Raw genomic sequence first — 26,038 nt, forward strand, 5'->3', positions numbered from 1 at the left:
GGCCCGGTTCTATTACCACAACACGCAGTCGTTATTGATTGGCAGCTGGCGTCACACTCAGGCTGACGTTGCTGAAGCCAAGCCCGGAGAGCTCTTGCGCATCGAGCGGAATCTCCAGCCTCAGACCCTGCCCAGCGCCATCCACGCTGCGGGTACGACGCACCTTGCTGTCTGCCGCGAGCGGCACCGGAGCACCGATTTCGATGTTGCCGGCAAACTGGCTCTCGGCACTGAAATCGCCGGTGATCCCCGCCCGCACCGGGCGCAGCACTCTGGCCAGGTTGTTCTGCATGGTAGACAGGCCGTTCTGCTGGATGGTCCAGTTCCAGTCCCACCACTTCACTTCACCCGGGATGTAACGCTTGTCCCACTGGTAGCGAATGCTGCTCGCCTTGTCCTTGTACGGCCCGATGACAAAGGTGTGATTCCAGTTCGGGCGGTTGTCCGGATGGGTATACCAGGCATTACCGCCCCAGCGCAGGAAGCCGCTCAGGGTCAGGTCATAGCTGACATCAGCTTTGAATTCATAGGGATAGGAGATGTCAGCCTTGTAGAGCTCGATCTTCACCGGGATCTTGGAACGGGCCGGCACCGTCGGCCGCACGGATTGCGACAGGGAGGTGGTGGTAGAGCCCCCGTTCTGGGATGCCCAAGACTGGTTGGCCGCAATCTCGATGGAGAGTTCGGTTTCCCCTACCAGTGGCCACTTGAACTTGTTCTTGGTGGTCACCTTCTCGCTCAGGCCATAGGTATTGGTCTTGGACCAGTTGGTGGCGGTATCGTAACGCAGGGTGACATCATACCCGGATTGCGGGGTGTCGCTGTCGTTGATCGCCCAGCCCACCACCGTCTTGACCAGCTGACGATCAGACTGGGTCACGTCACCATGTTTGAAACTGTCAGGGTCCAGGTTGTATGCAAAGTTGCTGACCTTGATGGCCGTCTTCTCGCCACAACGATACCCCTCGCAACCGCCGTCATTGTTGCCACGGATCACCCAGCCATCGCCATCACGGGTCACGTCCATGTCTTCACCGACATATTGGCTGTGATTGCCACCCACCCAAGCATAACCGAGATAATGCGCCAGATAGCTGGTTGGCTTGATGAAATTCGCACTGTCGTGTACCAGTCGCCACTGCACGTCCACCTCGTCACCGTCTGGAATATCCAGGGCTGACAAGGTTGGTATTTCTCCGGTGACAGGATTGACCGGGTAACACCAGGTATTGGACGCCGAGCCCGGTTTAATTTCACCATTATAACCCGGCCCCATTATTACCCAGCCGTTGGCCAGACCGCTTATTTGCCACTGCCCCATCATATTGACAATATTGCTTTTAACACTCTGGGCTTCTTCTCTAGTAATAGGGCGATACTTGTCGCCACATACCTCCTGGCCCAGTGAAAACAGGCGCAGCTGGTCTGGATAGACGGGCTCTGCCGCGTGAGCCTGTGCCATCAGCAGGCCGGATATGATCAATGACAAGCCAGTTATTTTTAGTTTTTGCATAGCAACCCCAATATATTGAACATTGACATACATTCACCAGCACTTATATATCAGCAGGTGACATGTGAGTACGACAATATCAGTCACATTGGCTGCAATATGCGATCCAGACCACATTTCAATGCATGTATAATATTAATAAAATAATAAATTGAGGGCTTTCAATATTAACGATAATAACATCAGAGCGTTTACTTTATTATTTTATTCATCACTTAATCATTTTTTGAATATAGATGAAAAGATATTTCTAATTTAGCAAAATATATATATCAAGTCATGGGATGACACGGTTCTTATTCTGGTTCATCTTCCGGATTGGCAATCAGGATCTCGGTCAGGCGGCCCTGTTCGTTACGAGTGAGCACCAGCTTGCGGCCCGGTTGCAGATCGGCCGGGCTGCCGTTCAGCCAGCGGGTGTCGTCATCGAAGGCCAGCACGCCGAGCCCCTGCAGCCGCAGGGCGCGGCCCGTAACCGCCAGCAGCGAGGCTTCGGCCCGGCGCCACTGGCTGGTCGGCAAGAATCCGGCGATGGCGTCGGCCATGCCGATCCGCTCGGCCACTCCGTCACGGCTAAGGATGGCCAGACGCATGCCGGGTCTGAGCTCATCGTTGCCTGCCACCCCGCTCAGTGCGGCGTTGCCGAGTTCGAGTTCGGCGCCCTGAAACTGCAGGCGCAGGCCATCGTTGTGTTCCAGCTCCACCAGCCAGAGCTCGCCATCGGCGGCCAGAGCGCAGAGCGGCAGTGTCAGCAGCAGCAGGGAAGTACGTGTCATAGCAAAAGGCCCATGGTCAAACCGTGCGAGGTTTAACTATGGACCCAGCTGTACCATTTTTCCGCCAGCGCCACGCCGGCCTGGCTCAGTCATCCTCACGGCAGCGACTCAGGCGCATGCCGTCAAACTTGCACTCCAACTCCAGCCAGCGTCCTTCGAACGGGGCCAGGCTGTCGTCCGAGGTGACATAGCCCCAGATCCGCCCCTGCTCCACCGGCCCTTCCAGATCCATCTCGTCATCTTCCTCCAGCTTCTCGACCTCCCGAATAAGCCGTAGCTCACCCTCGACCACCCCTTCCAGATCGACCCAGGTACCGCCGAGATCGTCCTCTCTCAGCCCGTCCTTGAAGCGGGTCTGCTCGTCGAGCACAAAGGGGATGCCGTTAACCATCAGCTGGCCCAGCTGCCAGGTGGTGCGGCCGGTCAATTTGAACTCCGCCGACTGCGCAGCGCCGAAGGGCAGCAAGATCAGCAGCAGGAGAGTGCAGAGAGACTTCTTCATCGGGGATCCTCGGGGTTACACTGCCACACAGGATGCCTCATCCGGTGTGAGATGACCGTGAAATGCCGGTCAAGACCAGGAGATCAAAGCATGAAAATACTGGTGGTGGAAGACAATCCCCAGGTCGCGGAAACCATCATGGATTATCTGGAGCTGGCGGGCCACCGGCTGGACTGCGCCTATCACGGCCAGGCAGCCCTGCAGTTGCTGGCCGAGCAGCGCTTCGACGTCATCATCATGGACGTCATGATGCCGCGCCTCGACGGTCTCAGCACGGTGGCCCGCCTGCGGGAACAGGGGATCCCGACCCCAGTGCTGTTTCTCACCGCCCGCGACAGCCTGGACGACAAGCTGGCGGGCTTCAAGGCGGGCGGTGACGACTATCTGGTCAAACCGTTCGCCATGGAGGAGCTGGAAGTGCGGCTGCAGGCGCTGGCCCTGCGCGGTCCCCGCAGCGACATGGGAGCGCTGTGCGTGGGCGAGCTGACCCTGGATCCCGCCAGCGGCCGCGCCACCCGGGCCGGGGTCGAGCTAAAACTCGGCAAGATCCCGTTCCAGATCCTCACCCTGCTGGCCCGCCGGGCCCCCGCCCTGGTTACCCGCCAGGAGGTGCTCGACACCGTCTGGGGCGACGAGGAGCCTGACTCCGACGCCCTGCGCAGCCACATCTATGCCCTGCGCAACGCCCTCGACAAGCCCTTCCCTACCCCCATGCTGGAAACCCTGCACGGCCAGGGCTATCGGTTGGTGACCCCATGATGAACCGCCAGCGCTGCCTGACTCAGCCCGCAGGGAGGCCATCATGAGCCTGCCCAGCCTGCGCCATCGCCTGATCCTCACCCTGAGCGGCGCCGGCCTGCTGCTGCTGGTCATCATCAGCCTGCTGATGGTGGTAGCCGAGGACAAGATGGAGGAGCTCAGCCTGCGCCACTGGCTGGAGGCCGAGGTGACCCGCTACAGCGACGACTGGCTGCGGCTCGGCATGGCGGCCCCCGCCCCCAGCCCGCGCCAGTTCTCCAGCTACTGGACCGAGGCCGGCCGCCTGCCGGTCTGGCTCAAGCCCTACCAGAGCCCGGGCTTCTACGAACACGTGCTGGGGGACGAGGACAAGCACTTCCTGGTGCGGCCCCATCCGTCCGGCGAGGGGCTGCTCTATCTGGTGTTCAACGACGATGCCGATGACTACCTGGATCCTTACGAGGATCAGCTGCACCTGGCGACCCGGCTGATCGGGCTGGCCCTGCTGCTCGGTTGCATCGGCTTCGGCATCTGGCTGGTGCGCCACATCACCCGGCCGCTGCAGCGGCTGCAGCAGCGGGTCGCCCACCTCACCCCGGATCAGGCCGACTTCGTGCCCGACGCCCCCTGGCAGGAGCTCAGAGACATCGAGCTGGCGCTGCTGGCCGGCAAGCAGGAGGTGGCCGCCGTGTTTGCCCGCGAGCAGGAGTTCAGCCGCTTCGCCAGTCACGAGCTGCGCACCCCCAACATGGTGATCCAGGGCTCGGCCGCCCTGCTCGGCAAGGTGAGCGATCTGCCCGCGCCAGCCGCTCGCGCCACCACCCGCATTCGCGCCGCCGCCGACGAGATGGCGCTGCTCACCGAAACCTTTCTGCTGCTGGGCCGCAAGGAGCCGGTGGAGCGCCCGCCCCAGCAGGTGGCGCCGCTCATTCGCCAGGAGCTGGCCCGCCTCGCCCCGCTGCTGCAGCGAGAGGAGCTGGATATCCGGTTGCAGCTGGACGATGAGAGCGAGGCGCTGGCCCCCCTCTCCCTGCTCGCCATTGCGCTCGGCAACCTGCTGAAGAATGCCCTGAGCTACGCCGAGGGGCACATCGACATCGAGCTGGCCGGCCCCGTGCTCACCATCAGCAACCCCACCGCGGCCGCGCCGGATCAGATCCTCGGCTACGGCTGCGGGCTCACCATCATCCAGCGCATCTGCGAGAAGCTGGGCTGGCAGATAGAGACTCGGCTGGAGGGCGGCATCTTCAGCGCCAGACTGGCGATGCGGGAGTAAAAACGACAAGGCGCCCGAGGGCGCCTTGTTCATTGTTTCCGCCACCAAAACCGGCCAGAAGGCCGGTTTTGCATTCAGGCCGCGCTCTTGCTGACAGACGCCACCTGTGGACGACCCTGCAGGCGATCCCAGAGGGCCGCCAGCAGCAGGGCACACAGCGAGGGCGGCAGCCAGGCCAGCCCCTGTTCGTTCAGGGGCAGGGCGAGGCTCCAGGCCGGCAGCAGGCCGGCCAGGGCCGAGGCCTTGAGCCCGTCGATCAGGCCGAACAGCAGGCTGATCAGCATGACAGGCCCCACCACCCGGGTGCCGTTGCCCCACCAGCGCAGGGTGAAGCTCAGCACCACCAGCACGATGCAGGGGGGATAGATGGCGGTCAGCACCGGCACCGAGAGCTGGATCAGGTGGCTCAGCCCCAGGTTCGAAACCAGCATGGAGAAGCCGCCCAGCAGCAGCACCAGGGTGCGATAGGAGAGCGGCAGGTACTGGGCGAAGAACTCGGCACAGGCACAGGTCAGGCCGACGGCCGTCACCAGACAGGCGATGAAGATGAGCAGTGCCAGGAAGCCGCTGCCCATGTTGCCGAAGGTGTGCTGGACGTAGGCGTGCAGGATCTCGGCGCCATTCTGGGCGTGAGGCACCAGTTCACCGCTCACCGAGCCCAAGCGGAACAGGCTGAGGTAGACCAGCGTCAAGCCCATCCCGGCGATGAGGCCGGCCAGTACGGTGTAACGGGTCAGCAATTTGGCGCTGCTCACCCCGCGCGAGCGGGCGGCATTGACGATGACGATGCCAAACACCATGGCACCCAGCGTGTCCATGGTGAGGTAGCCATTGACGAAACCGTTGGAGAAAGGCTGATGCTGGTAACTTTCGACGGCAGGGATGGCAGAACCGGCGGGCCACAGCAGAACGGCAAGACCCAGTGCCGCCAGCGCCAGGATCTTGATCGGCGCCAGCACGTGGCCCACGGTGTCGAGCAGTCGGCCCGGATAGAGGGAGATGCCGATCACCAGGCTGAAGTAGACCAGGCTGTAGATCAGCAGGGCCGAGCCATCGTCACCAAACAGCGGCGCCAGCCCCACCTCATAGGAGACGGTCGCCGTACGCGGGGTGGCAAACAGCGGTCCCACGGCCAGATAGCAGACGGTGGCCAGCAGCAGCCCGGCCTTGCGGCCGATGGGTGCACTCAGGGCATCCACACCGCCCCCGACCTTGGCCAGCGCCACCACGGTGAGCACCGGCAGGCCGACTGCCGTCAGCAGGAAGCCGGCGGCGGCGCCCCACACCTGCTCGCCGGCCTGCAACCCCACCATGGGCGGGAAGATGATGTTGCCGGCACCGACGAAGAGCGCGAAGGTCATGAAGCCCAACGCGACTATGTCTCTGGATGTTAATTTTTGGTTATTCATGCTGCGTAATCTGCCTATGACAATGTCAAATCATGACGGAAGTCGACACGAATGGTTTATTCGTGCAAAAAATCCGCAGATAGTTTTATTAAATTTTTATGTTTCGCGACCTGCGAAGGGCGACAAGTAGAGCGTTTGTGCCAACTGGAGGCAAGTGCGGCACGGCAATCCAGTCACTTCATCCAGAAAATAATTAAGCAATGGTGTTTGATATTGGTGTGGTGCAATTTTGCAACAGATGATAATGCCGCAGCCGGCGTCATTTGTTACCTGTCTTGCCGTTCGCGGCACCCGCAGGTTCAAGCCACCCGTCCAGCCGAGCGATTAGCACAAAAGCAACAGGGCGCCCGAAGGCGCCCTATGTGATGGAGTGACGGCAAGCCCGGCGTCACTCCGCCGGCTTGTGCTTGCGACTCGCCTTGAGCTCGAGAAACTCGATGATCTTGCCGGCCACGTCCTTGCCGGAGGCTGCTTCCACCCCTTGCAGGCCGGGGGAGGAGTTCACCTCCAGCACCAGCGGGCCGCGGGCACTGCGCAGGATATCCACCCCGGCCACGTCCAGCCCCATGATCTTGGCGGCCTGCACCGCGGTGGCCCGCTCCTCCGGGCTTATCTTGATCGCCTCGGCGGTGCCGCCCCGATGCAGGTTGGAGCGAAACTCCCCCGGCTGGGCCTGGCGGCGCATGGCAGCCACCACCTTGCCGTTAACCACCAGGCAGCGGATGTCGGCGCCGTTGGCCTCGCGGATGTACTCCTGCACCAGGATGTTGTTGTTGGTCTGGATGAAGGCCTCGATCACGCTCTCGGCGGCCTTCTGGGTCTCGCACAACACCACGCCGATCCCCTGGGTTCCCTCCAGCAGCTTCACCACCAGCGGCGCACCGCCCACCATGGTGATGAGGTCGGGCACGTCGTGGGTGCTGTGGGCATAGCCGGTCACCGGCAGGCCGATGCCGTGGCGGGAGAGCAGCTGCATGGCCCGCAGCTTGTCGCGGGAGCGGGAGATGGCCACCGAGCTGTTGAGCGCCATGGTATTCATCATCTCGAACTGGCGCAGCACGGCGGTGCCGTAGAAGGTGATGCTGGCCCCGATGCGCGGGATCACCGCATCATAGCTCTCCAGTTCCCGTCCTTCGTAGTGGATGGAGGGGTTGTGGGAGGCGATGTTCATGTAACAGCGCAGGGTGTCGAGCACCTCGACCTGATGACCGCGCGCCTGCGCCACCTCGACCAGACGGCGGGTGGAGTAGTTGTTGGGCTCACGGGATAAAATGGCGATCTTCATGACAATTCCGCTAGAAGGCAGTGCCTGGGCAGGATGGGGCGGGAGAGTATAAGGTGCCACAGCGCCAAGACAACGCCAATTGTTTCTCCTGACAACAAGACAAACCACACAGAAACCTGCGCTGCCATCCCGCCGTCACCAGATTGTCAAACGGCGGCACCAGACTGGTCTGTCCCCCAGTACAGGATGCCGCCGTTGTTCATCCAGGATCAATCGGGATTGACCCGGTTGCCACCCCTTTAATGCAGGTTCGGCCCCAGCCAGCGCTCGGCTTCGGCCTGCGTCATCCCCTTGCGCTGGGCATAATCTTCCACCTGATCCGGCTGGATCTGCGCCACCGCGAAATACTTGCTGTCGGGGTGGGAGAAGTACCAGCCAGACACCGCCGCCCCCGGCCACATGGCGTAAGACTCGGTGAGCTTCATGCCGATGGCCTGTTCCACCTCCAGCAGTTCCCAGATGCTCCCCTTCTCCGTGTGCTCGGGGCAGGCCGGATAACCGGGCGCCGGGCGTATCCCCTGGTAATTTTCGCGGATCAGCTCCTCGTTGCTGAGCGCTTCGTTGGGGGCATACCCCCAGTGCACTTTGCGCACCTGTTCGTGCAGGTACTCGGCGAAAGCTTCGGCGAGGCGATCGCACACCGCCTGAATGAGGATGGCGTTGTAGTCGTCGTGCTCTGCCTTGTAGGCCTTGGCGATGGCCTCCTCGCCGATGCCGCCGGTCACCGCGAAGGCGCCGATCCAGTCGGGCTTGCCACTCTCCTTCGGCGCCACATAGTCTGCCAGACAGTAGTTGGGGAAGCCCTGCTTCTCGCTCTGCTGACGCAGATGGTGCAATACCTTGCGCACCTCGCTGCGCGACTCGTCGGTATAGACCTCGATGCTGTCGCCCACCGCGTTGGCGGGGAACAGGCCTATGATGCCGGCGCAGCGCACGCTCCGATCTTGCTCCAGCTGATCCAGCATGGCGTTGGCATCGGCGTAGAGGCGTGTTGCCTCCTCCCCCACCACCTCATCTTCCAGGATGCGGGGGAACTTGCCCGCCAGCTCCCAGCTCAGGAAGAACGGCGTCCAGTCGATGTAGGGGCGCAGCACCGAGACCGGCACATCCTCGAAGGTCTGCACACCGGGCTCGCGGGGCTTGGGTGGCTGATAGCCGACCCAGTCCAGCTGATGGCGGTTGGCACGGGCGTGGGCCAGACTGACCGGCTTGGAACGCGGCTGCTTGCGGGCGTGCTGCTCGCGGGCAATCTCGTACTCCTTGTCGATGCGGGCCACGAAGGCGGGCTTGAGCTCCGGGCTCAGCAGACTCTGGGCCACCCCCACCGCGCGGGAGGCGTTGGAGACATAGACCACAGGCTCCGAATAGTTCTGCTCTATCTTCACCGCGGTGTGGGCCTTGGAGGTGGTGGCGCCGCCGATGAGCAGCGGCAGCTTGAAGCCCTGGCGCTCCATCTCTTTGGCCACGTGTACCATCTCGTCCAGCGACGGGGTGATCAGGCCCGACAGGCCGATGATGTCGGCATTGACCTCCCGCGCCGTCTTGAGGATCGTCTCGCAAGAGACCATGACCCCGAGATCGACGATCTCGTAGTTGTTGCACTGCAGCACCACCCCGACGATGTTCTTGCCGATGTCGTGCACGTCCCCCTTCACGGTAGCCATCACGATTTTGCCGTTGCTGGAACCGCCGGACTTCTCCGCCTCGATATAGGGCTGCAGGTAGGCAACCGCCCGCTTCATCACCCGCGCCGACTTCACCACCTGGGGCAGGAACATCTTGCCGGCGCCGAACAGATCGCCCACCACGTTCATGCCGTCCATCAGGGGCCCCTCGATCACGTGCAGCGGCTTCTCGGCCTGGCTGCGCGCCTCCTCGGTATCCTCCTCAATGAAATCGGTGATCCCCTTGACCAGCGCGTGCTCCAGCCGCTTGCCCACCGGCCAGCTGCGCCACGCCTGATCCCGCGGATCCTCGGCCTGGGCACCGCCACCGCGATAGCGCTCGGCGATGGCCAGCAACGCCTCGGTGGCGTCTGGATTGAGGTTCAGCACCACCGCCTCGACCTTCTCCTTCAGCTCGGCGGGGATGTCTTCATAGATGGCCAGCTGACCGGCGTTGACGATCCCCATATCCATGCCGTTCTGGATGGCGTGATAGAGGAAGACGGCGTGGATGGCTTCGCGCACCGGCTCGTTGCCACGGAACGAAAACGAGACGTTGGAGACGCCGCCGGAGATCATGGCGTGAGGCAGGTTCTGCTTGATGTCCTTCACCGCGTCGATGAAGTCCACCGCGTAGTTGTTGTGCTCATCGATGCCGGTCGCCACCGCGAAGATGTTGGGATCGAAGATGATGTCTTCCGGCGGGAAGCCCACCCGGTCCACCAGAATGCGGTAGGCGCGCTGGCAGATCTCGAACTTGCGAGCGCGGGTATCGGCCTGGCCCACCTCGTCGAACGCCATCACGATGACGGCGGCGCCGTAGCGGCGCAGCAATCTGGCCTGCTGGATGAACTTCTCCTCCCCCTCCTTCATGGAAATGGAGTTGACCACCGGCTTGCCCTGCACGCACTTGAGGCCAGCCTCCAGCACCTCCCACTTGGAGGAGTCGATCATCACCGGCACCCGGGCGATGTCCGGCTCGCCGGCAATCAGGTTCAAGAAGCGCACCATGGCCGCCTCGGCGTCCAGCATCCCCTCGTCCATGTTGATGTCGATGATCTGGGCGCCGCTCTCCACCTGCTGCTTGGCAACGTCGAGGGCCTCATCGTAGAGCCCCTCCTTGATCAGCCGCTTGAACTTGGCCGAGCCGGTGACGTTGGTACGCTCCCCCACGTTCACGAACATGGATTCGGGGGTGATGATGAGGGGCTCCAGGCCCGACAGGCGGCAGGCGACCGGCAGCTCGGGCAGGGCGCGCGGCTTGATGCCCGCCACGGCGTCCGCCATGGCGCGAATATGGGTCGGGGTGGTGCCGCAGCAGCCACCCACCAGGTTGAGAAAGCCGCTCGCAGCCCACTCGCGGATATGCTCGGCCATCTCGACGGCATCGAGGTCGTACTCGCCAAACGCATTGGGCAACCCGGCGTTGGGGTGGGCGCTGACATGGGTCTCGCTGATGCGCGACAGCTCCTCCACGTACTGGCGCAGCTCATCCGGGCCCAGCGCACAGTTGAGACCGAACGAGACCGGTTTGACGTGGCGAAGGGAATGGTAGAAGGCTTCGGTGGTCTGGCCGGAGAGGGTACGGCCGGAGGCATCCGTGATGGTGCCGGAGATCATCACCGGCAGGCTGTAGCCCAGCGCCTCGAACACCCCTTCCACCGCGAAGGCGGCGGCCTTGGCGTTGAGGGTATCGAAGATGGTCTCGATCAGAATGATGTCGGCGCCACCCTCGATCAGGGCGTGGGTCGATTCGGTGTAGGCGGCCACCAGCTGGTCATAGGTGACATTGCGCTTGCCGGGATCATTCACGTCCGGCGAGATGGAGGCGGTGCGGTTGGTCGGGCCCAAGACCCCTGCCACGAAGCGCGGCTTGGCGGGATCTTTTGCCGTCCACTCGTCAGCCACCGCGCGTGCCAGCCGGGCCGCCTCCCGGTTGATCTCGGCCGAGAACTCTTCCATCTCGTAGTCGGCCATGGCGATGCGGGTGGCGTTGAAGGTGTTGGTCTCGAGGATGTCGGCGCCGGCAGCGCAGTACTGCTCGTGAATCTCGCGAATCACGGCGGGACGGGTCAGCACCAGCAGGTCATTGTTGCCCTTGATGTCGGTGTGCCAGTCGGCGAAGCGCGCGCCGCGATAATCGGCCTCACCGAGCTTGTAGCCCTGGATCATGGTGCCCATGGCGCCATCGATGATCAGGATCCGCTCCTTGAGACAGGCTTCCAGTTTGTTTGTCACATCCGACTTTTTGTTCGACACCGCTCGTTCCTCTTACATCCATGCAACTGCGTAAACAGCATCCTAACAGCAAACAAATCAAATGGAAATCTAGCCGTCTATCTGTCTATATCAGTGCCCCATATACTCATAAATAGGTAATGAGTAACATGTGACCCAAGAGTACCCTATGCCCGTCCTCAATCCGGACACGTGCTTGCTGTTTACTAAAGAGAAAAATAACTATGAGCGTCTACTACACACTCTGCTTCCTGGCAGCGTTGGCGATCTTTATCGCCTTTGCCAATCAGTATGTTGTGAAGATCCAGACCACCATCGCCATCACCGCGGGCTCCATGCTGATCTCCGCGCTGCTGGTGCTGTTCGGTAAGCTGGGCTGGTTCAATCTGGAACCCCTGGCCGTCAAGACCATGGAGAGCATCGACTTCCAGAATTTCCTGCTGAAGGGGATCCTGGGCTTCCTGCTGTTCGCCGGCGGTCTCGGGATCAATCTGAAAGCCCTGCGCAGCCAGAAGTGGGAGATCACCATTCTCTCCATCGTGGCGACCCTGCTCTCCACCTTCATGGTCGGCTACGGCTTCTGGTTCATCGCCAAGCTGCTGGGCTGGGAGCTGCCGCTGGTCTATTGCATGCTGTTCGGTGCCCTGATCTCCCCCACCGACCCCATCGCCGTACTGGCCATCGTCAAGAAGATGAAGGCGCCGCCCCAGATCGCCATCCAGATCGAAGGGGAGTCGCTGTTCAACGACGGTGTCGGTCTGGTGATCTTCGCCACCGTGTTCGCCGTGGCGTTCGGCGGCGTCGAGCCCACCTTCGGCAGCGTGGCCGGCCTGTTCCTGCATGAGGCCCTCGGCGGCATCCTGTTCGGCGCCGTGCTGGGCCTCATCGCCCACGTGATGATCAGCGCCACCGACGATGGTTCGCTGGAGCTGCTGTTGACTCTCTGCATCCCCACCGCCGGCTTCGCCTTCGCCAACATGATCGGCGTCTCCGGCGCCCTGGCCATGGTGGTGACCGGCATCATGATCGGCAACTGGACCCGTCATTCCGGCTTCTCCGAGCAGAGCAGCCATCACCTGGATCACTTCTGGGAGTTGATGGACCAGTTCCTCAACGCCCTGCTGTTCCTGCTGATCGGTCTGGCGCTGGTGCTGCTGGATCTGGCCTGGCGTGACTGGATCCTGCTGGTCATCGCGGTGCCGCTCTGCCTCGCCTCCCGCTTCATCAGCGTGTCGCTGCCCTACATGGCTTTCCGCCGCTATCGCAGCTACAACAAGTTCTCGGTGCGGATCCTCACCTGGGGCGGCCTGCGCGGCGGTCTGGCCATGGCCATGGCGCTGGCGCTCCCCTCCGGCGTCATGATGCTGCCGGAACACGGCGTCGACCTGCGGGAAGTGATCCTGGTGATGACCTACTCGGTGGTGATGTTCTCCATCGTGGTACAAGGCATGACCATCACTCCGATGATCACCGCCGCCAAGAAGGCCAGCGGCCACTATTGAGTCACCGGCTGACGTCACCTGGCGATGAAAAAAGGGCTCCCTCGGGAGCCCTTTTTGTGGCCGACAGACGACCCTCAAGGAAAAACTGCAAATAATTGTTTGCTTTTTACGCATGTCGAGGAGAGAATGCGCGCCGGCTAGTTAATCAGCCCTGATTATGTTTACCCTGAAATGCTTCACCTCACGATGAATCCTGCCAGTACCCGCATAACCTTCTTCTGATTTACTCGCCTTGAGAACCGTTCAGGCTGTCTGCCTGCGTTGCCCGGCTCTCACGGTGCAGACCCGATCTGCCCACTCCCAAGTAGCATCATGCATCCGCGTGGTCCTTGGCACATTCCTTGAAAGTGCAGACGCCCCTGAACCGGGCTGGGTATTCCTGCGCGCTCGTCCGCAATCGTGCTGACCGCGCCCATTGACCTGACATTTGCCAATACAAGGAGCAAACACCTAATTGATATAGAGAAATACCATGATGAAAGCAGTACAAACACACAAACCCCTGCGTCGCTGCAAACCCATCAACCTGCCCGTGCAAGAGCACGATGACGATGGGTTCCTGATCCAGTTCAGCACCCGCTTCAGCGGCGGTTTTGCCATCTCCTGTGACGGCATCGCTGGCGAGTTCTCCATCGAAGACCTCAACTGATCCTGCCTGCCCAACGGCAGCGCCCGATGCAGACAGGCCGCAACTCACGGCGGCCTCTTTGTCTCACTCCCGCAAATTGTTCAGGCATCGCCTAGTCCGCACTCTTGGCCGGCAAGCCCCCATACTCTCAGACCCGGCAGGCCTGCGCACCTTCCGCCTCCAGCAGCAGACACTCATCCGCATCCTCGGCCAGTTTGACCAGCCTGCTCTGCACCAGCCCCAGCTTGGCCAGCAGCGCCACCGAGCGCTCGTTGCCCGGGGTGACGATGGCGACCACCCGCTGGATGCCGAGCCGCTCCCGACCATCCTGCAGCGCCGCCTGCGCCGCTTCGATGCCATAACCCTGACCGCGATAGGCGGGCAGGAAGGCGTAGCCGATGTCTTCACAAGGCAGGGTATCGCGCTTGATCAGCCCGCAGATGCCGAGCTTGGCGCCGTCGCTGCGCCGGGCCACCAGATAGAGGCCGTGACCGTGGCGGGCATAGCTGACCGCCGGCCCCTGCTGGATGTAGTTTTCGGCATCCTGCAGAGTGCGGATGCCCCGATCGCCGATGTAGCGGTGAAAGTCGGGGTCGTTGAGCAGTTCGACAATGAAGGGGGCATCGGCAACGGTCAGTTCGCGCAGTTCCAGGCGCTCGGAGAGGATCATGACAAGGGCTCGCATAGAAGAGACAGGCCCCAAGACTGCCCCCGCCACCGGCTATTGGCAAGGCCGTCACCATGAAAAAGGGCCGCAGCGCGGCCCCGGTCAATGAAATCAGCCGTGTCAGGCCGCCAGCAGCCCGGCATAGCCATTGCCCTGCTCGCGCAGCGCCACGAACACCGCCGCGCAGTCGGACCAGGAGAGACCGAGCCGCTCGGCCACCTGGGCGGGCCACTCGGGCGGCGCCTCGTCCCCCACGTCGGACTGCGCCGCCAGGGCGATGGCCAGATGGATGAGGGCGGCCTCGGCAGAGAACTCCTTGGCCAGCAAGGGGTTGTAGTGATACTCCACCGCATGGCAGATGCTCAGGGGGAATTGCCAGCGCCTGGCCATCTCGGCCCCGGTCTGGGCATAGTTGAAGCCGACCACCAGCTCCTCGGCCTTGGCGCGCCCCTTGCTGGGCTCCAGATCCTTGATGTGGTTCACCATGTTCTCCGGCAGCCCCACGTGCATGATGAGCCGTCCCATGTCGTAGAGCAGGGCGCAGGTGAACACCTCCTCCCCCTTCATGCCCTTGAGCTTGGCCAGCCGTCTGGCCAGTTCGGCCACGTCGAATACCTTGCCCCAGAAATGTTTGAGATCGATGCCTGGCACCGCATTGATGGAACCTGTCAGGCCGCAGGCGAGCACCATGTTGCGCACCACGTCGACCCCGAGCCGTACCACGGCCTCGTTGACGGTGGCGACCTGGCGACTGCCGCCAAACTTGGCGGAGTTGGCCAGCCGCAGCAGCTTGGCAGAGATCACCGGATCCTTGTTGATCTTCTTGGCAATCAGCAGGATATCCGGCTCTTTCTCGTTGAAGGTCTGCACCAGTTCGCGCATGACTTCCGGCACGTTGGGCAGGTTCTGGGGCTTGGATAACAGCGAGTCTATGGTGGGCATATTGATATCCGTCCATGCGATTTTATGATGGTTGTTGTTTGCCGACAGCAAACCCACATTAATTATGGGTAACAAAAACCGCCCCTACCGAAATGTTTTTATCGAAATATTTCAATGTGTTAATAGCTATCTCGCTATACTGGCATCCTTTATGACATGACGAGGCACAGCACATGAGCGAACCCACCGAGTTCTTCGACGAACAAACCCTGCTGGAGATGGTCGACAACCAGCTGAGCGACGGCCACCCGCTGCAGGTCAAGGCGACCCTGATGCGGCTGGTGATGAAGGGCACCCCCCGTGAAGAGGCGCTGCAATATATCGCCTGTGCCCTAGGGGCCGAACTGATGGCGATGGAAGCGGATCAGGGCCCCTTCAACCTCGAGCGCTACGGCCAGTTTCTGGACTCCCTGCCCGAGATGCCCTGGGCCGAATAAACGCCCACTCCCGCCGCCGGCGACCCGGTCGCCGGCCTGCCCCCGTTAGGCAAGCCACCCCGCCAGCCATTATCATTACTGCCACCGGACAGCAGGGGAGCAAGCATATGCGCTGGCAAGATCGCCGTGAGAGCAACAATGTGGAAGACAGGCGCCAGCAGGGCGGCGGGGGCGGTATCCCCATCGGCGGCAAGGGGCGTCTGATCCTGCTGGTGGTGGTCATGGTGGCCGGCTACTACGGGGTGGACCTCTCCCCCCTGCTCAGCGAGCCGACTACCCAGAGCCAGCCCCAGCGTCAGGAGATGTCTCAGCCGGCCAAGGATCCCCTCGCCAGGTTCACCTCGGTGATGCTCGCCTCCACCGAGGATGCCTGGGGCGAAATCTTCCAGCAGAGTGGCAGCAGCTATCAGGCCCCCAAACTGGTGCTCTATCGCGGCGCAACCCGTACCGGCTGCGGCCAGGGCCAGTCGGTGATGGGCCCCTTCTACTGCCCGGCGGATCGCACCGTCTATATCGATCTCTCCTTCTATCAGGAGATGCGCGACAAGCTGGGGGCCGACGGCGACTTCGCCCAGGGCTACGTGGTGGCACACGAGGTGGGCCACCACGTGCAGAACCTGCTCGGCATCGAGCGCAAGATGCGTGAACAGCAGCAGGGATTGAGCCGGGCCGAGCAGAACAAGCTGTCGGTCAAACTCGAGTTGCAGGCTGACTGCTTTGCCGGCGTCTGGGGTCACTACATGCAGCGAGAGCAGGTGCTGGAGCATGGCGATCTGGAAGAGGCGCTCAACGCCGCCCAGGCCATCGGCGACGACCGTCTGCAGCAGCAGAGCCAGGGCCGGGTGATCCCGGACAGCTTCACCCACGGGACTTCGGCCCAGCGCTACGCCTGGTTCAAGCGCGGCTTCGACAGCGGCAAGCCCGCAAGCTGCAACACCTTCGCCGCCCGCTAGACGCCTAAAAGAAGGGCCGGATCCTGACAGTATCCGGCCCTTTTTCCATTCATGGGTTAACGTCAGTACTGGGAGTTGACGATCACCTCCTCCCCCAACGCCCCTGCCAGCGGCAGCGGCCGGTAGGTGGAGTTGGCCGAGCGCAGCAACCGGATGCCGCGAATGCCGATCTCCTGCGCCGCCTTGATGTCGCCATCGGCATCGCCGTAGAAGATCTTCATCTGCTTCTCCTTGAGCCACTGCACCTTGGTGTTCTGGCCCGGCTGATCGCCGGCAAAGATCACCGGGTTGAGCTGGTCGGCCGGAATATTCATGGTCTGCTGCAGGGTCTTGCTGACGGTTTCGGTCTTGGTGGCCGAACGGCCGGTGACGAAATAGATGTGATCGCCGCGCTGGAGGTGCATGGCGATGAGCGCCTTGCCCACCTCTTTCGGCACGCTGAACGCGTCCCAGCCATTGTTCATCTTCTCCCAGAAGGCCGGGTTCTTCAGGTAGCTCTCATCGTTGGGCGAGAACTCCTGCTTGCCGCGATAGAACCCCGGGCTGGAGAAGAGCAGGGTGTCGTCGATGTCGAAACCTACCGCCATCGGCGGCAACCCATCCAGGCTCCTGGCAATCTGCGTCACCGACACCCAGTGAATGGGGGCCTGCTGGGCCAGGGTCACCGCAGTGACACCGGCGGGGCTGGCCGGGGCTTCGACCGCCACGGCGGGCAGAGTCAGGCTGGCGGCGACCAGGGAGGCAAGCAGGGCAAAACGGGGGGATAAGGACATGATACGGCTCGTGACATGAAGGAAACAGGGGGCCGATCCTGCCCCATGCCGACACCGGAAACCGTGAAACCCGCCACAAAACAGGGCCAACTGACACGCATCGCCACGGCAAGCCCCCATCTTGGCGCAATCGCCAAACAGCATGGCGTGGGCGCCAAGGCCGGCGCCGACGATGCGCCCCATACTGGCCACTCCCATCCACTCAGGAGCCCATCATGGATTACAAGCAACGGCTGCAAGCCTGCCTCAACCGGGTCATCTGCGATCCCGATTTCACTCCGGCCGAACTCGATCACTGGTTCTGCCCGGACTATGTCCAGCTGGTGGATGACCAGCGGCTGGATCGCGCCGCCTTCGAGCAACACCTGCTGGCCCTGCGCCAGAGCCTGGCCCGCTGCGAGATCCGCTTTGTCTCGCTGCTGGCCGAGGGAAACCGGGTGCACTCCCTGCATCGGGTGCGGGCCTGGCGTCACGACGGCGCCCAGACCGAGTGCAAGGTAAGCGCCCTGTTCACCTTTCAGGGCGAACGCCTGAGTCACACCGATGAGCTGACCTGTCTGCTGGCGGGGGCACCGGCCGACCGGGATCTCGGCTCCCGCCTCACGACCCCGCCGGCTCCCGCAAGAAGCGATTGAAGGCGTGAGAAAAAGCGCTGAAATCCCCGTAACCCAGTTCGAGGGCTATCCGCGACAGCGGCTGGCCCTGTTGCTGCAACTGGCGGGCTCGCCCCATCACCACCTGTTGCCGCCATTGCCGAAAACTGCAACCCAGCTGCTGGCTGAACAGCCGGTTGAGGGTGCGCACCGAGGCACCTGAATCGGCCGCCAGCTCCGCCAACCCGTATTCGATGGAAGGGTGCCGGCAGACCCGCTCCAGCACCCGCAGCAACCGCACGTCCAGCGCGGCGCTCAGCATGAATCCGGCCGCCACCGGCGCCTGTCGCAGCTCAGCCCCCAATACCGTCAGATAGGCATCCCTGAGCCCCGGCTCTGCCATGTCCGCCAGCCGCTCGAACAGGCCGGCCAGCAGCGGGCTCACCTGGCGGGTCGTCAGCTCGCTGCCCCCATCCAGGTCATCCAGATAGATCATACTGAGCCGGGAGTGACGCAGCACCCTGAACTCATGGGCCAGCCCGGCCGGGATAAGGCAGAGCTGGCCCGCCACCAGCAGCACGCCTGCCGCCTCACTGCTGATCACGCCACCACCCCGATGCAGGTAGCAAAACTGTGAGCCGCCGTGACAGTGGAGGGCGGTGAGCGCGCCTTGCGGGTAGTCGCGATATAAGAGCTTCATGACGAACTCCCCAGGCCCAAGGCCCAAGGCCCACACACCAGCAGGCTCTTTCGGCACTTCTTGTCCCCCGCTCTCGCCCCGGTGGGCTATAACTGCTGTACGCCTTCTAATGACATTCAAATCAATTGCACCATTTATTGGAGATGCCATGGACGTGCACACCGCAGCTGCCCATTCGAACACCGCCACTCCCGCCTCACCCCAGGCCAGACTGGAGGCCGTCGACCAGCTAATGGCACGGCTCGAGCTCGCGCCAGACGGCTTGATCCTGGATGCCAACCCCCGTTTTCTCGCCATCATGGGATATCAGCTGGCCGAGCTCAAGGGTCAGCACTACAGCATGCTGCTCCCCGCTGAGGCGGAAGAATCCGCCGACGAGGTCGCCCGTTGGCAGGCGCTGCGGACGGGGCAGGCACAGGAGGGAGAGTTTCATCGGCTCGATCGGCAGGGCCGGGACATATGGCTGCGAGGCAGTTGCAGCCCCCAGCTGGATGAACAGGGCACGCTGATCCAGGTCATCGAATACAGCATGGATCTGACCGAACAGAAGCAGCTGAACGCCAACTTCGAGGGACAGCTCAACGCCCTCAGCCGGGTCATGGGCAAGGTGGAGTTTTCACTGGATGGCATCATCCTCGATGCCAATGCCCGCTTTCTGGAGACGGTGGGCTATCAGCTGGAGGAGCTGAAGGGTCAGCACCACCGGCTGCTGGTCGATCCTGACTACGCCCAGTCGGCCGACTATCGCAGCTTCTGGGAAACCCTGCGCCGGGGTGAATTCCTGGCGGGAGAGTTCTGCCGACTCGGCAAACAGGGTGAAGAGATCTGGATCCAGGGCTCCTACAACCCGGTGCTGGATCTCACCGGCAAGCCCAGCAAGATCGTCAAGTTTGCCACCGACATCACGGCCCAGGTGGCGCAGCATCGCCAGCTCAAGCGCGCCATGGAGGAGGCCGAAGAGGCCGCCAGGGTGCGTGAGGAGCTGCACAAGTCGCTGCAGGAGATGTCGACCCCGGTCACCCCCATCTGGGACGGGATCCTGCTGCTGCCGCTGGTGGGGATCATCGATTCCATGCGCACCGCCGACGTGATGAACAAGTCGCTCACCAAGATTGCTGAGACCCGGGCCAGGGTCTTCGTGCTGGACATCGCCGGGGTCGCCACCGTGGATACCGGCGTCGCCAACCAGCTGATCAAGATCACCAAGGCGACCCAGTTCATGGGGTGCGAGGCCATCATCTCCGGCGTCTCGCCGGCCATCGCCCGCACCATGGTGGAGCTGGGGGTCTCTGTCGGCGACATCCGTACCACGGCGACCCTGCGGGATGCCTTCGAGATCGCCCTCAAGCGGGTCGGATCCACCCTCTAGGAGAGATGCATGCTGCTCAACAATGATCTGGGCATCGCCGACGTGGCCGACTGCATCGTGGTCAGCATGCGCCCCGACCTCGGTGACGAGGGCATGCAGCAACTGATGCAGGCCCTCTCCCAGCGGCTGATGCTGGGCCGCCAGCACGCGGTACTGCTCGACTTCTCCGGGGTCATGCTGCTCGATCACCACGAATTCAGGCAGGTACGCAAACTGGCCGAGGTGTGCCGCCTGCTCGGTGCCGTCTGCCTGCTGGTGGGGCTCAATGCGGGGATCGCCGCCTTCCTGGCGCTGGCCGATGCCGAGCCCGGGCCGCTGCGCTGCTTTCTCGACATGGACGATGCCTTCGCCCATGTTCGCACGACGCTCAAGGATGAGGAGTAGCGCAGCATGCAGTTGGAACAGAGCATGCAAGAGGCCAGCTACCCGCTGCGCCACGACATCGACCTGCACCTGACGGTGATGGCGGTACGCCGCCTTCCCTTCATCGCCAACCTGTCCGAGGTGGACCGTGCCATGCTCTCCACCGTGGTCTCCGAGCTTGGCAGCAACATCCTGAAATACGCCGAGCGGGGGGAGATCACCCTCACCCTCCACCATCCCAGAGGACGCCCCTGCATCGACATCGTCGCCCGCGATCAGGGCCCCGGCATTGGGGACGTGCATCAGGCCATGCAGGATCACTACAGCACCTCGGGCACCCTGGGCCTGGGCCTGCCCGGCGTGCGCCGCATGATGTCGGAACTCACCATCAGCACCCCGCCAGAAGGGGGGACTCTGGTGCAGGCCCGCAAGTGGCTGGGCGCGGCGCCCCTGGTATCCAGACCAATCGCCCCCCTCGCCAGTGCCGGCCAGCTGCACGCCGGCCTGCAGCTGGCATGGGCCAGCGAAAACCGCCCCTGCTATCCGGAACGGGTCTCCGGCGATCTGGCCTTCATTCGGCCGGGGCCGGAGGGGGTGTCGCTGATCCTGATCGACGTAAGCGGCCACGGCACCTCGGCCAACAAGCTGGTACAGGTGCTGGAGGCGGCACTGCAGCAGACCCGCGAGCAGGAGCCGGCCCGCCTGTTGCAACTGCTGCACCAGCACTGTGTCGGTACCCGGGGCGCCGCCGCCGGCGTGGCCCTGGTCAACGGCGAACGGGGTGAGCTGAGCTATGCCGGCATCGGCAATACCCGCATCTGCCTGCGTGGCCGCGAGCCTTGGCGCGGCATCTCCCGCGATGGGGTACTGGGAGAGCGCTTCCCCACCCCCTTGCTGCAACGCCAGCCACTCGTCGCGGGGGACGTGGTGATGCTCTATTCGGACGGTATCAGCGAATCCCTCAACCTGCGCGACGGTGCGCTGGATCTGGCCGCCGAGCCCACCCAGCTGGCACGCCAGGTGATCGCCCACAGTGGCCGCAGCACCGACGATGCCAGCTGCATCGTGCTGCGGGTGCTGGCAGGAGAGGAGAATTAGATGCGGCAACTGATCGGCGACACCCTGCTGTCTGGCCCGGCGGCGGCACTCACCGCCCGGCGCAAGGTGATCCAGGTACTCACCTGCCTCGACAGAAGTCCCACCTTCGTGGCACCGCTGGCAGGCGCCACCTCCGAGCTGGTACGCCAGCTGGTGGCGAACGCTGAGCCGCTGCAACTGCAGGTGTGGCTGGAGCCGCACGCGCAGGAGTTGTGGCTCTCGCTCTCGGCTGATGCCCCCATCTCCCCCGAGCCGGATGGCCGCCATTCACGTAGCATCCGGCTGGTAGCGCACGCGGACAACGCCATCGCCCTGGTCTACCGCCTGCCCCGCTGGCCCGATGAACCGCTGCTGCAACAGATGCAGCGGCAGTTCGCCGAACCGACCCGGGACGAGCTGTTTGCGGTGATGCAGGCCAAGAACCAGGAGCTGGAAGTGGCCTATGAACTGGCGGAGAGCGCAACCCGGGCCAAGAGTGATTTTCTCGCCAACATGAGCCACGAGATCCGCACCCCCATGAACGCCATCCTTGGCATGTCCCATCTCGCCCTGCAGACCCGGCTCGATCCGCAGCAGTTCGACTACGTCAGCAAGATCCAGCGTTCGGCCCAGCATCTGCTCGGCATCATCAACGACATCCTCGACTTCTCCAAGATCGAGGCTGGCAAACTGGATCTGGAGCGGATCGAGTTCGATCTCGACCATGTGCTGGAGAATCTGGCCACCCTGGTGGGCGAAAAGGCAGAGGCCAAGGGCATAGAACTGCTGTTTGAGGTCGACCACCAGCTCGACACCCTGCTCTATGGCGACCCCCTTCGCCTCGGCCAGATCCTGATCAATTACGCCAACAACGCGGTCAAGTTCACCGAGCAGGGGGAGATCCTGGTCAAGGTCAGCTGCCTGGAGAAACAACCCCAGGAGGTGTTGCTGCACTGCTCGGTACAGGACACCGGGATCGGCATGAGCCAGGAGCAGCAGCAGCGGCTGTTCCAGTCATTCCAGCAGGCGGACAGCTCCACCACCCGCAAGTACGGCGGCACCGGCCTCGGCCTCGCCATCTCCCGCAAGCTGGCGGAGCTGATGGGCGGCGAGGTGGGGGTAGAGAGCGAACCGGGCCGGGGCAGCACCTTCTGGTTTACCGCCCGACTCGGTAGGGGCAGGCGCAGATCCCGCTATCTGCCGAGCCTGGATCTGCGTGGGCGCCGCATGCTGGTGGCCGACGACAGTGCCAGCGCCCGTACCATCATGGCCGCCCTGCTACGCAGCATGAGCTTTGTGGTGGACACCGCCGAATCGGGTCAGCAGGCACTGCAGATGATCGCCGGCGCCGAGCAGGAGGGGCAGCCCTACGAAGTGGTATTGCTGGACTGGCACATGCCGGGGCTGGATGGCATCGAGACCGGTCGCCGCCTCATCGCCCGCGGCATGGGCCAGCGTCCCTACCGGGTCATGGTGACCGGCTACGGGCGGGAGGAGGTCTTTCGCCAGGCCGATACCGCCGGCTTTGATCGGGTGCTGGTCAAGCCGGTATGCGCCTCCGTGCTGTTCGACACCGTCATCGGCCTGTTCGGCCAGCAGGCAAGCCCCCTCACCTTCAAACCACCCCAGGCGACCCATCACTACCGCTTCGACGGGCTCAGGATCCTGCTGGCGGAAGACAACGAGCTCAATCAGCAGGTGGCGCTGGAGTTGCTGCGGGCGGTCGGTGCCGATGTCAGCATCGCCGGCAATGGCGCCATCGCGCTGGAGATGGTGGCCCAGACCCACTACGACCTGATCCTGATGGACATGCAGATGCCGGTGATGGATGGCCTGGCCGCCACCCGGCTGTTGCGCGAGCGGGAAGACGTCGGACAACACACCCCGATCCTGGCGATGACGGCCAACGTCATGGCCGGTGATCGCGAACGCTGCCTCGCCGCCGGGATGGACGATCACATCGCCAAGCCCATCGACCCCGACAGGCTGTATGCGGCCCTGCAGCGCTGGGCAACCTCCTTCAGCCGCGAAGTCAGCAGCAGACTCACTGCCTCCCGCGCATCCCCCGCCACCGCCTTGCTGCCACAGCTGCGGGCTCTCGGACTCAACGCCGAAACCGCCCTGCAACGCTTGATGCACAACTGGGAGTGGTATCGGGATCTGCTGCAACGTTTCGCCCGCCAGGGGAGTCAGCCGATGGAAAGCCTGCTGGCCGCCTTGCAGGCGAATGACCGGGAAGAAGCGCATCGACAGGCTCATACCCTCAAGGGCATAGCCGCAACCCTGGGGGCCGGGTCGCTGCAGGAGGTCTCGGCCCGGCTGGAGAGCGCCCTCGCCCGGGGAGACGACGCCGCCAGCCTGCTGCCGCTGGCCGAACTGGGGTTGCAACAGCAGCAGCAACTGGCCGCCGGCCTGCTGACGCTGCTACCGGCCCCTACCGCCCCCGGCTTGCCGGAGGCAACCCCCGCCGAGCTGGCCCCCCTGCTACACCAGCTGACCGGGCTGCTGCTGGAAGACGATGCGGAAGCCTTCATCCTGTTCCAGCGCAATCAGGCCAGGCTCGCCCCCCTGCTGGGCGAGGCGGCACCGGCCATGCACGATGCCATGACCCGTTTTCGCTTCGCCGATGCCCTGGCACATCTGCAACAAGTCCGGGCCCTCAGACCCGATCTGTTCAACCAAGAGTGAGGCCACCATCATGCTCAACTTGCTGGATCCCGATACCAAACCCACCCTGCTGGTGGTCGATGACACACCGGAGAACCTCTCCCTGCTCAGCGCCCTGCTCAGCCCCCACTACCGGGTCAAGGTCGCCATCAGCGGCCAGCGGGCGCTGGAGATCCTCTCGGCCGGCACCCGGGTGGACTTGATCCTGCTCGACGTGGTGATGCCCCAGATGGATGGCTATCAGGTGATGCAGGCGCTGCAGGAGATGCCGCAGGCGCGGGAGATCCCGGTGATCTTCCTGACCGCCAAGGTGGAGGAGAGTGCAGAGGCGCACGGCCTGGCGCTGGGGGCCGTCGACTACATCCACAAACCGATCACCCCCGCCATCGTGCTGGCCCGGGTCAGAAACCACCTGGAGCTGAAAGCCGCGCGGGATCTGCTGCACGACCAGAACGCCTTTCTGGAGCAGGAGGTGGAGCGGCGCACCCGGGAGAATGAACTGATCCAGAACATCACCATCCACTCCCTCGCCTCGCTTGCCGAAACCCGCGACAACGAGACCGGCAACCATATCCTGCGCACCCAGCACTATGTGCGGCTGCTGGCGGAAACCCTCTGCGAGCACCCCCGCTTTCGTGCCGAGCTGACCCCCAAGACCATCGATCTGCTGTTCAAATCGGCCCCGCTGCACGACATCGGCAAGGTCGGTGTGCCGGACCGGATCCTGCTCAAACCCGGCAAGCTGGATGCGGACGAATTTGCCCAGATGAAGCACCACTCCATCCTCGGCAAGGAGGCCATCGTCCATGCCGAGGAGGCGCTGGGGGTGGAGGTGGAGTTTCTGCGGCTGGCCAAGGAGATCGCCTGCTACCACCACGAGAAGTGGGACGGCACCGGCTACCCCTATGGCCTGATCGGTGACGAGATCCCCCTCTCGGCCCGCTTGATGGCGCTGGCCGACGTGTACGACGCCCTCATCAGCAAGCGCTGCTACAAGGCCGCCATGTCCCATCAGGAAGTGGTGCCCATCATACTGGCGGGGCGGGGCAATCACTTCGATCCCGACATCACCGACGCCTTTGCCCGCATCCACCAGCAGTTCAACGAGATAGCCCTGCGCTACAACGACGACAAGGGCGAGCGAGAGTCCAACCGCGACTAGGCGGTGGCGGGCAGCAAATCGGTGAAGACGAAGCCGTCCCGCTCCACCGTCTCCCCCACCCGGATGGCCAGCGGCCGCTGGAACATGGGGCCGTCCCAGGCCAGGGTATGAAACTCGCCGTTCTCGCCGCAGGGGTCCACTCCGGCGGGCAGGGCCGCCAGCAAGGCCGCGTCAAACTCATGCCCGCCGAGGGTAGCAGGCAGCTTGCGCGGATCCAGGGTGCTGATCCTGGCCCTGAGCCCTGCCGCCATCATCTCGCCAGCCAGCTCGTCGGTCTTGCTGCCCCACAGCGGAAACAGCGGCGTGATCCCGGTCCCCGCCAGCTGCCGCTCCCGATAGGCACGCACATCCTCGAGGAAGAGATCGCCAAACGCCATGTGGCGGATCCCCTGCGCCACCACGTCCGCGATGAAGTCGGTCATGATGCGGGCGTAATCTTCATTGCTGCAGGGCCAGGGCAGGTCAATGGTGGTCAGTGGCAAGCCCACGCACTCGGCCTGTGCCAGCAGCAACTGCTTGCGTACTCCGTGCATGGCCACCCGTTCGAACGCCTGGTTGAGGGTGGTGAACAGCCCCACCACCTCGATGGCCGGATCCTGCCGCAGTGCGTGCAGCGCCCAGGCGCTGTCCTTGCCGCTGCTCCAGGAGAGCAGCACCTTGGTCTTCATCATGATTTCTCCAGCTATCTTGAGGTCGGAGCCGGCAAGGCGCCGGCCATCGTCCTGATTATTCGTCCGGGCGAGGAGCCCGGCGCTTGAGCGTGTCGCTCCGTCTCGCTGCACCAAAAAGCTGCAAGACAGTGTT

23 protein-coding genes are annotated in these 26,038 nt (G+C 63.2%); 12 read left to right on the plus strand and 11 right to left on the minus strand.

Annotated elements, in window-relative coordinates; all coding sequences use genetic code 11:
• Positions 1-31: 31 nt before the first annotated feature.
• The 3 genes from aerA to ACB032_RS17920 all read right to left on the minus strand — a co-directional run bounded on the left by aerA (position 32) and on the right by ACB032_RS17920 (position 2,791).
• A complete protein-coding gene (gene aerA / locus ACB032_RS17910; RefSeq protein ID WP_024945663.1) occupies positions 32-1,513 on the minus strand; it encodes a beta-barrel pore-forming toxin aerolysin in 1,482 nt (493 codons plus the stop codon).
• A gap of 296 nt (positions 1,514-1,809) precedes the next feature.
• Complete coding sequence (locus tag ACB032_RS17915) at positions 1,810-2,289, minus strand: hypothetical protein (protein ID WP_219255011.1); 480 nt, start codon at positions 2,287-2,289, stop codon at positions 1,810-1,812.
• Between the two features lie 85 nt (positions 2,290-2,374).
• Positions 2,375-2,791, minus strand: a complete 417-nt coding sequence (locus tag ACB032_RS17920; protein WP_010635345.1) for a hypothetical protein — start codon at positions 2,789-2,791, stop codon at positions 2,375-2,377.
• 90 nt (positions 2,792-2,881) lie between these two features.
• Here ACB032_RS17920 and ACB032_RS17925 point away from each other — a divergent pair, with 90 nt between their 5' ends.
• Entirely contained in the window at positions 2,882-3,550 is a 669-nt protein-coding gene (locus ACB032_RS17925; RefSeq protein ID WP_016349215.1) for a response regulator transcription factor, read from the plus strand.
• 43 nt (positions 3,551-3,593) lie between these two features.
• The gene (locus tag ACB032_RS17930; RefSeq protein ID WP_227290257.1) at positions 3,594-4,805 is read left to right on the plus strand and encodes a HAMP domain-containing sensor histidine kinase; all 1,212 of its coding nucleotides are present in this window, start codon (positions 3,594-3,596) and stop codon (positions 4,803-4,805) included.
• A gap of 74 nt (positions 4,806-4,879) precedes the next feature.
• On the opposite strand, the gene brnQ is transcribed toward ACB032_RS17930, so the two are convergent.
• From brnQ to metH, 3 genes are all read right to left on the minus strand, one after another.
• Positions 4,880-6,214 (minus strand): branched-chain amino acid transport system II carrier protein, encoded by a 1,335-nt coding sequence (gene brnQ, locus ACB032_RS17935; protein WP_011704408.1) that lies wholly within the window; start codon positions 6,212-6,214, stop codon positions 4,880-4,882.
• A gap of 388 nt (positions 6,215-6,602) precedes the next feature.
• A complete protein-coding gene (gene rimK / locus ACB032_RS17940; RefSeq protein ID WP_016349212.1) occupies positions 6,603-7,499 on the minus strand; it encodes a 30S ribosomal protein S6--L-glutamate ligase in 897 nt (298 codons plus the stop codon).
• 239 nt (positions 7,500-7,738) lie between these two features.
• On the minus strand, positions 7,739-11,422 hold the full coding sequence (gene metH, locus ACB032_RS17945; RefSeq protein ID WP_371138466.1) for a methionine synthase: 3,684 nt from the start codon (positions 11,420-11,422) through the stop codon (positions 7,739-7,741).
• A 203-nt stretch (positions 11,423-11,625) separates the two neighbouring features.
• Here metH and ACB032_RS17950 point away from each other — a divergent pair, with 203 nt between their 5' ends.
• Complete coding sequence (locus ACB032_RS17950) at positions 11,626-12,903, plus strand: sodium:proton antiporter (RefSeq protein ID WP_024945658.1); 1,278 nt, start codon at positions 11,626-11,628, stop codon at positions 12,901-12,903.
• 472 nt (positions 12,904-13,375) lie between these two features.
• Positions 13,376-13,552: a hypothetical protein gene (locus ACB032_RS17955; RefSeq protein WP_371138467.1), complete on the plus strand. Its 177-nt coding sequence runs from the start codon at positions 13,376-13,378 to the stop codon at positions 13,550-13,552.
• Positions 13,553-13,679: 127 nt separating this feature from the next.
• Here ACB032_RS17955 and ACB032_RS17960 read toward each other — a convergent pair whose 3' ends face one another.
• A complete protein-coding gene (locus tag ACB032_RS17960; RefSeq protein ID WP_323965677.1) occupies positions 13,680-14,201 on the minus strand; it encodes a GNAT family N-acetyltransferase in 522 nt (173 codons plus the stop codon).
• A gap of 117 nt (positions 14,202-14,318) precedes the next feature.
• Complete coding sequence (locus tag ACB032_RS17965) at positions 14,319-15,140, minus strand: HDOD domain-containing protein (protein WP_016349190.1); 822 nt, start codon at positions 15,138-15,140, stop codon at positions 14,319-14,321.
• Positions 15,141-15,313: 173 nt separating this feature from the next.
• On the opposite strand from ACB032_RS17965, the gene ACB032_RS17970 reads away from it, so the two are divergent.
• Both ACB032_RS17970 and ACB032_RS17975 read left to right on the plus strand, forming a co-directional pair.
• Positions 15,314-15,577 carry a hypothetical protein gene (locus tag ACB032_RS17970; protein WP_005308154.1) on the plus strand — a complete coding sequence of 88 codons (264 nt, stop codon included), beginning with the start codon at positions 15,314-15,316 and terminating at the stop codon, positions 15,575-15,577.
• A gap of 107 nt (positions 15,578-15,684) precedes the next feature.
• A complete protein-coding gene (locus ACB032_RS17975) occupies positions 15,685-16,530 on the plus strand; it encodes a neutral zinc metallopeptidase (RefSeq protein WP_371138468.1) in 846 nt (281 codons plus the stop codon).
• A 62-nt stretch (positions 16,531-16,592) separates the two neighbouring features.
• Here the strand turns inward: ACB032_RS17975 and aphA are convergent, their stop codons facing one another.
• Positions 16,593-17,303 carry an acid phosphatase AphA gene (gene aphA / locus ACB032_RS17980; RefSeq protein WP_371138469.1) on the minus strand — a complete coding sequence of 237 codons (711 nt, stop codon included), beginning with the start codon at positions 17,301-17,303 and terminating at the stop codon, positions 16,593-16,595.
• A 215-nt stretch (positions 17,304-17,518) separates the two neighbouring features.
• Between aphA and ACB032_RS17985 the strand changes: the two genes are divergently transcribed.
• Positions 17,519-17,938, plus strand: coding sequence for a hypothetical protein (locus ACB032_RS17985; RefSeq protein ID WP_045790815.1), 420 nt, complete (start codon positions 17,519-17,521; stop codon positions 17,936-17,938).
• Here ACB032_RS17985 and ACB032_RS17990 read toward each other — a convergent pair.
• Positions 17,904-18,596, minus strand: coding sequence for a helix-turn-helix domain-containing protein (locus ACB032_RS17990; protein ID WP_371138470.1), 693 nt, complete (start codon positions 18,594-18,596; stop codon positions 17,904-17,906). The two genes, ACB032_RS17985 and ACB032_RS17990, sit on opposite strands and share 35 nt — an antisense overlap.
• Positions 18,597-18,744: 148 nt before the next feature.
• Between ACB032_RS17990 and ACB032_RS17995 the strand changes: the two genes are divergently transcribed.
• The 5 genes from ACB032_RS17995 to ACB032_RS18015 are packed head-to-tail and all read left to right on the plus strand — an operon-like array spanning position 18,745 to position 25,234.
• Entirely contained in the window at positions 18,745-19,965 is a 1,221-nt protein-coding gene (locus tag ACB032_RS17995) for a PAS domain S-box protein (protein WP_371138471.1), read from the plus strand.
• Positions 19,966-19,974: 9 nt separating this feature from the next.
• A complete protein-coding gene (locus tag ACB032_RS18000) occupies positions 19,975-20,349 on the plus strand; it encodes a sigma-B regulator RsbS (protein WP_011704395.1) in 375 nt (124 codons plus the stop codon).
• Positions 20,350-20,355: 6 nt separating this feature from the next.
• Positions 20,356-21,426: a SpoIIE family protein phosphatase gene (locus tag ACB032_RS18005; protein WP_371138472.1), complete on the plus strand. Its 1,071-nt coding sequence runs from the start codon at positions 20,356-20,358 to the stop codon at positions 21,424-21,426.
• Complete coding sequence (locus tag ACB032_RS18010) at positions 21,427-24,093, plus strand: response regulator (RefSeq protein ID WP_371138473.1); 2,667 nt, start codon at positions 21,427-21,429, stop codon at positions 24,091-24,093.
• A complete protein-coding gene (locus ACB032_RS18015) occupies positions 24,032-25,234 on the plus strand; it encodes an HD-GYP domain-containing protein (protein WP_080938285.1) in 1,203 nt (400 codons plus the stop codon). The genes ACB032_RS18010 and ACB032_RS18015 overlap by 62 nt, the downstream gene beginning before the upstream one ends.
• Here ACB032_RS18015 and ACB032_RS18020 read toward each other — a convergent pair.
• Positions 25,231-25,905 (minus strand): adenine nucleotide alpha hydrolase, encoded by a 675-nt coding sequence (locus ACB032_RS18020; protein WP_185423395.1) that lies wholly within the window; start codon positions 25,903-25,905, stop codon positions 25,231-25,233. The two genes, ACB032_RS18015 and ACB032_RS18020, sit on opposite strands and share 4 nt — an antisense overlap.
• Positions 25,906-26,038: the final 133 nt, after the last annotated feature.

This window comes from Aeromonas sp. S5(2024) (assembly GCF_041403025.1).
GTDB classification, from domain to species: domain Bacteria; phylum Pseudomonadota; class Gammaproteobacteria; order Enterobacterales; family Aeromonadaceae; genus Aeromonas; species Aeromonas hydrophila.

What these genes read in the sequence shown, in the direction of transcription:
- ACB032_RS17990 (WP_371138470.1), bottom strand. Translation starts at nt 18,596, where the DNA reads ATGAAGCTCTTATATCGCGACTACCCGCAAGGCGCGCTCACCGCCCTC.
- ACB032_RS18010 (WP_371138473.1), top strand. Translation starts at nt 21,427, where the DNA reads ATGCGGCAACTGATCGGCGACACCCTGCTGTCTGGCCCGGCGGCGGCA.
- ACB032_RS17995 (WP_371138471.1), top strand. Translation starts at nt 18,745, where the DNA reads ATGGACGTGCACACCGCAGCTGCCCATTCGAACACCGCCACTCCCGCC.
- ACB032_RS18015 (WP_080938285.1), top strand. Translation starts at nt 24,032, where the DNA reads ATGCCCTGGCACATCTGCAACAAGTCCGGGCCCTCAGACCCGATCTGT.
- ACB032_RS17955 (WP_371138467.1), top strand. Translation starts at nt 13,376, where the DNA reads ATGATGAAAGCAGTACAAACACACAAACCCCTGCGTCGCTGCAAACCC.
- ACB032_RS17960 (WP_323965677.1), bottom strand. Translation starts at nt 14,201, where the DNA reads ATGATCCTCTCCGAGCGCCTGGAACTGCGCGAACTGACCGTTGCCGAT.
- ACB032_RS17915 (WP_219255011.1), bottom strand. Translation starts at nt 2,289, where the DNA reads ATGACACGTACTTCCCTGCTGCTGCTGACACTGCCGCTCTGCGCTCTG.
- ACB032_RS17965 (WP_016349190.1), bottom strand. Translation starts at nt 15,140, where the DNA reads ATGCCCACCATAGACTCGCTGTTATCCAAGCCCCAGAACCTGCCCAAC.
- ACB032_RS18005 (WP_371138472.1), top strand. Translation starts at nt 20,356, where the DNA reads ATGCAGTTGGAACAGAGCATGCAAGAGGCCAGCTACCCGCTGCGCCAC.
- ACB032_RS18000 (WP_011704395.1), top strand. Translation starts at nt 19,975, where the DNA reads ATGCTGCTCAACAATGATCTGGGCATCGCCGACGTGGCCGACTGCATC.
- ACB032_RS17930 (WP_227290257.1), top strand. Translation starts at nt 3,594, where the DNA reads ATGAGCCTGCCCAGCCTGCGCCATCGCCTGATCCTCACCCTGAGCGGC.
- ACB032_RS17975 (WP_371138468.1), top strand. Translation starts at nt 15,685, where the DNA reads ATGCGCTGGCAAGATCGCCGTGAGAGCAACAATGTGGAAGACAGGCGC.
- ACB032_RS17985 (WP_045790815.1), top strand. Translation starts at nt 17,519, where the DNA reads ATGGATTACAAGCAACGGCTGCAAGCCTGCCTCAACCGGGTCATCTGC.
- ACB032_RS17950 (WP_024945658.1), top strand. Translation starts at nt 11,626, where the DNA reads ATGAGCGTCTACTACACACTCTGCTTCCTGGCAGCGTTGGCGATCTTT.
- brnQ (WP_011704408.1), bottom strand. Translation starts at nt 6,214, where the DNA reads ATGAATAACCAAAAATTAACATCCAGAGACATAGTCGCGTTGGGCTTC.
- rimK (WP_016349212.1), bottom strand. Translation starts at nt 7,499, where the DNA reads ATGAAGATCGCCATTTTATCCCGTGAGCCCAACAACTACTCCACCCGC.
- ACB032_RS17970 (WP_005308154.1), top strand. Translation starts at nt 15,314, where the DNA reads ATGAGCGAACCCACCGAGTTCTTCGACGAACAAACCCTGCTGGAGATG.
- ACB032_RS17925 (WP_016349215.1), top strand. Translation starts at nt 2,882, where the DNA reads ATGAAAATACTGGTGGTGGAAGACAATCCCCAGGTCGCGGAAACCATC.
- ACB032_RS18020 (WP_185423395.1), bottom strand. Translation starts at nt 25,905, where the DNA reads ATGATGAAGACCAAGGTGCTGCTCTCCTGGAGCAGCGGCAAGGACAGC.
- aphA (WP_371138469.1), bottom strand. Translation starts at nt 17,303, where the DNA reads ATGTCCTTATCCCCCCGTTTTGCCCTGCTTGCCTCCCTGGTCGCCGCC.
- ACB032_RS17920 (WP_010635345.1), bottom strand. Translation starts at nt 2,791, where the DNA reads ATGAAGAAGTCTCTCTGCACTCTCCTGCTGCTGATCTTGCTGCCCTTC.
- aerA (WP_024945663.1), bottom strand. Translation starts at nt 1,513, where the DNA reads ATGCAAAAACTAAAAATAACTGGCTTGTCATTGATCATATCCGGCCTG.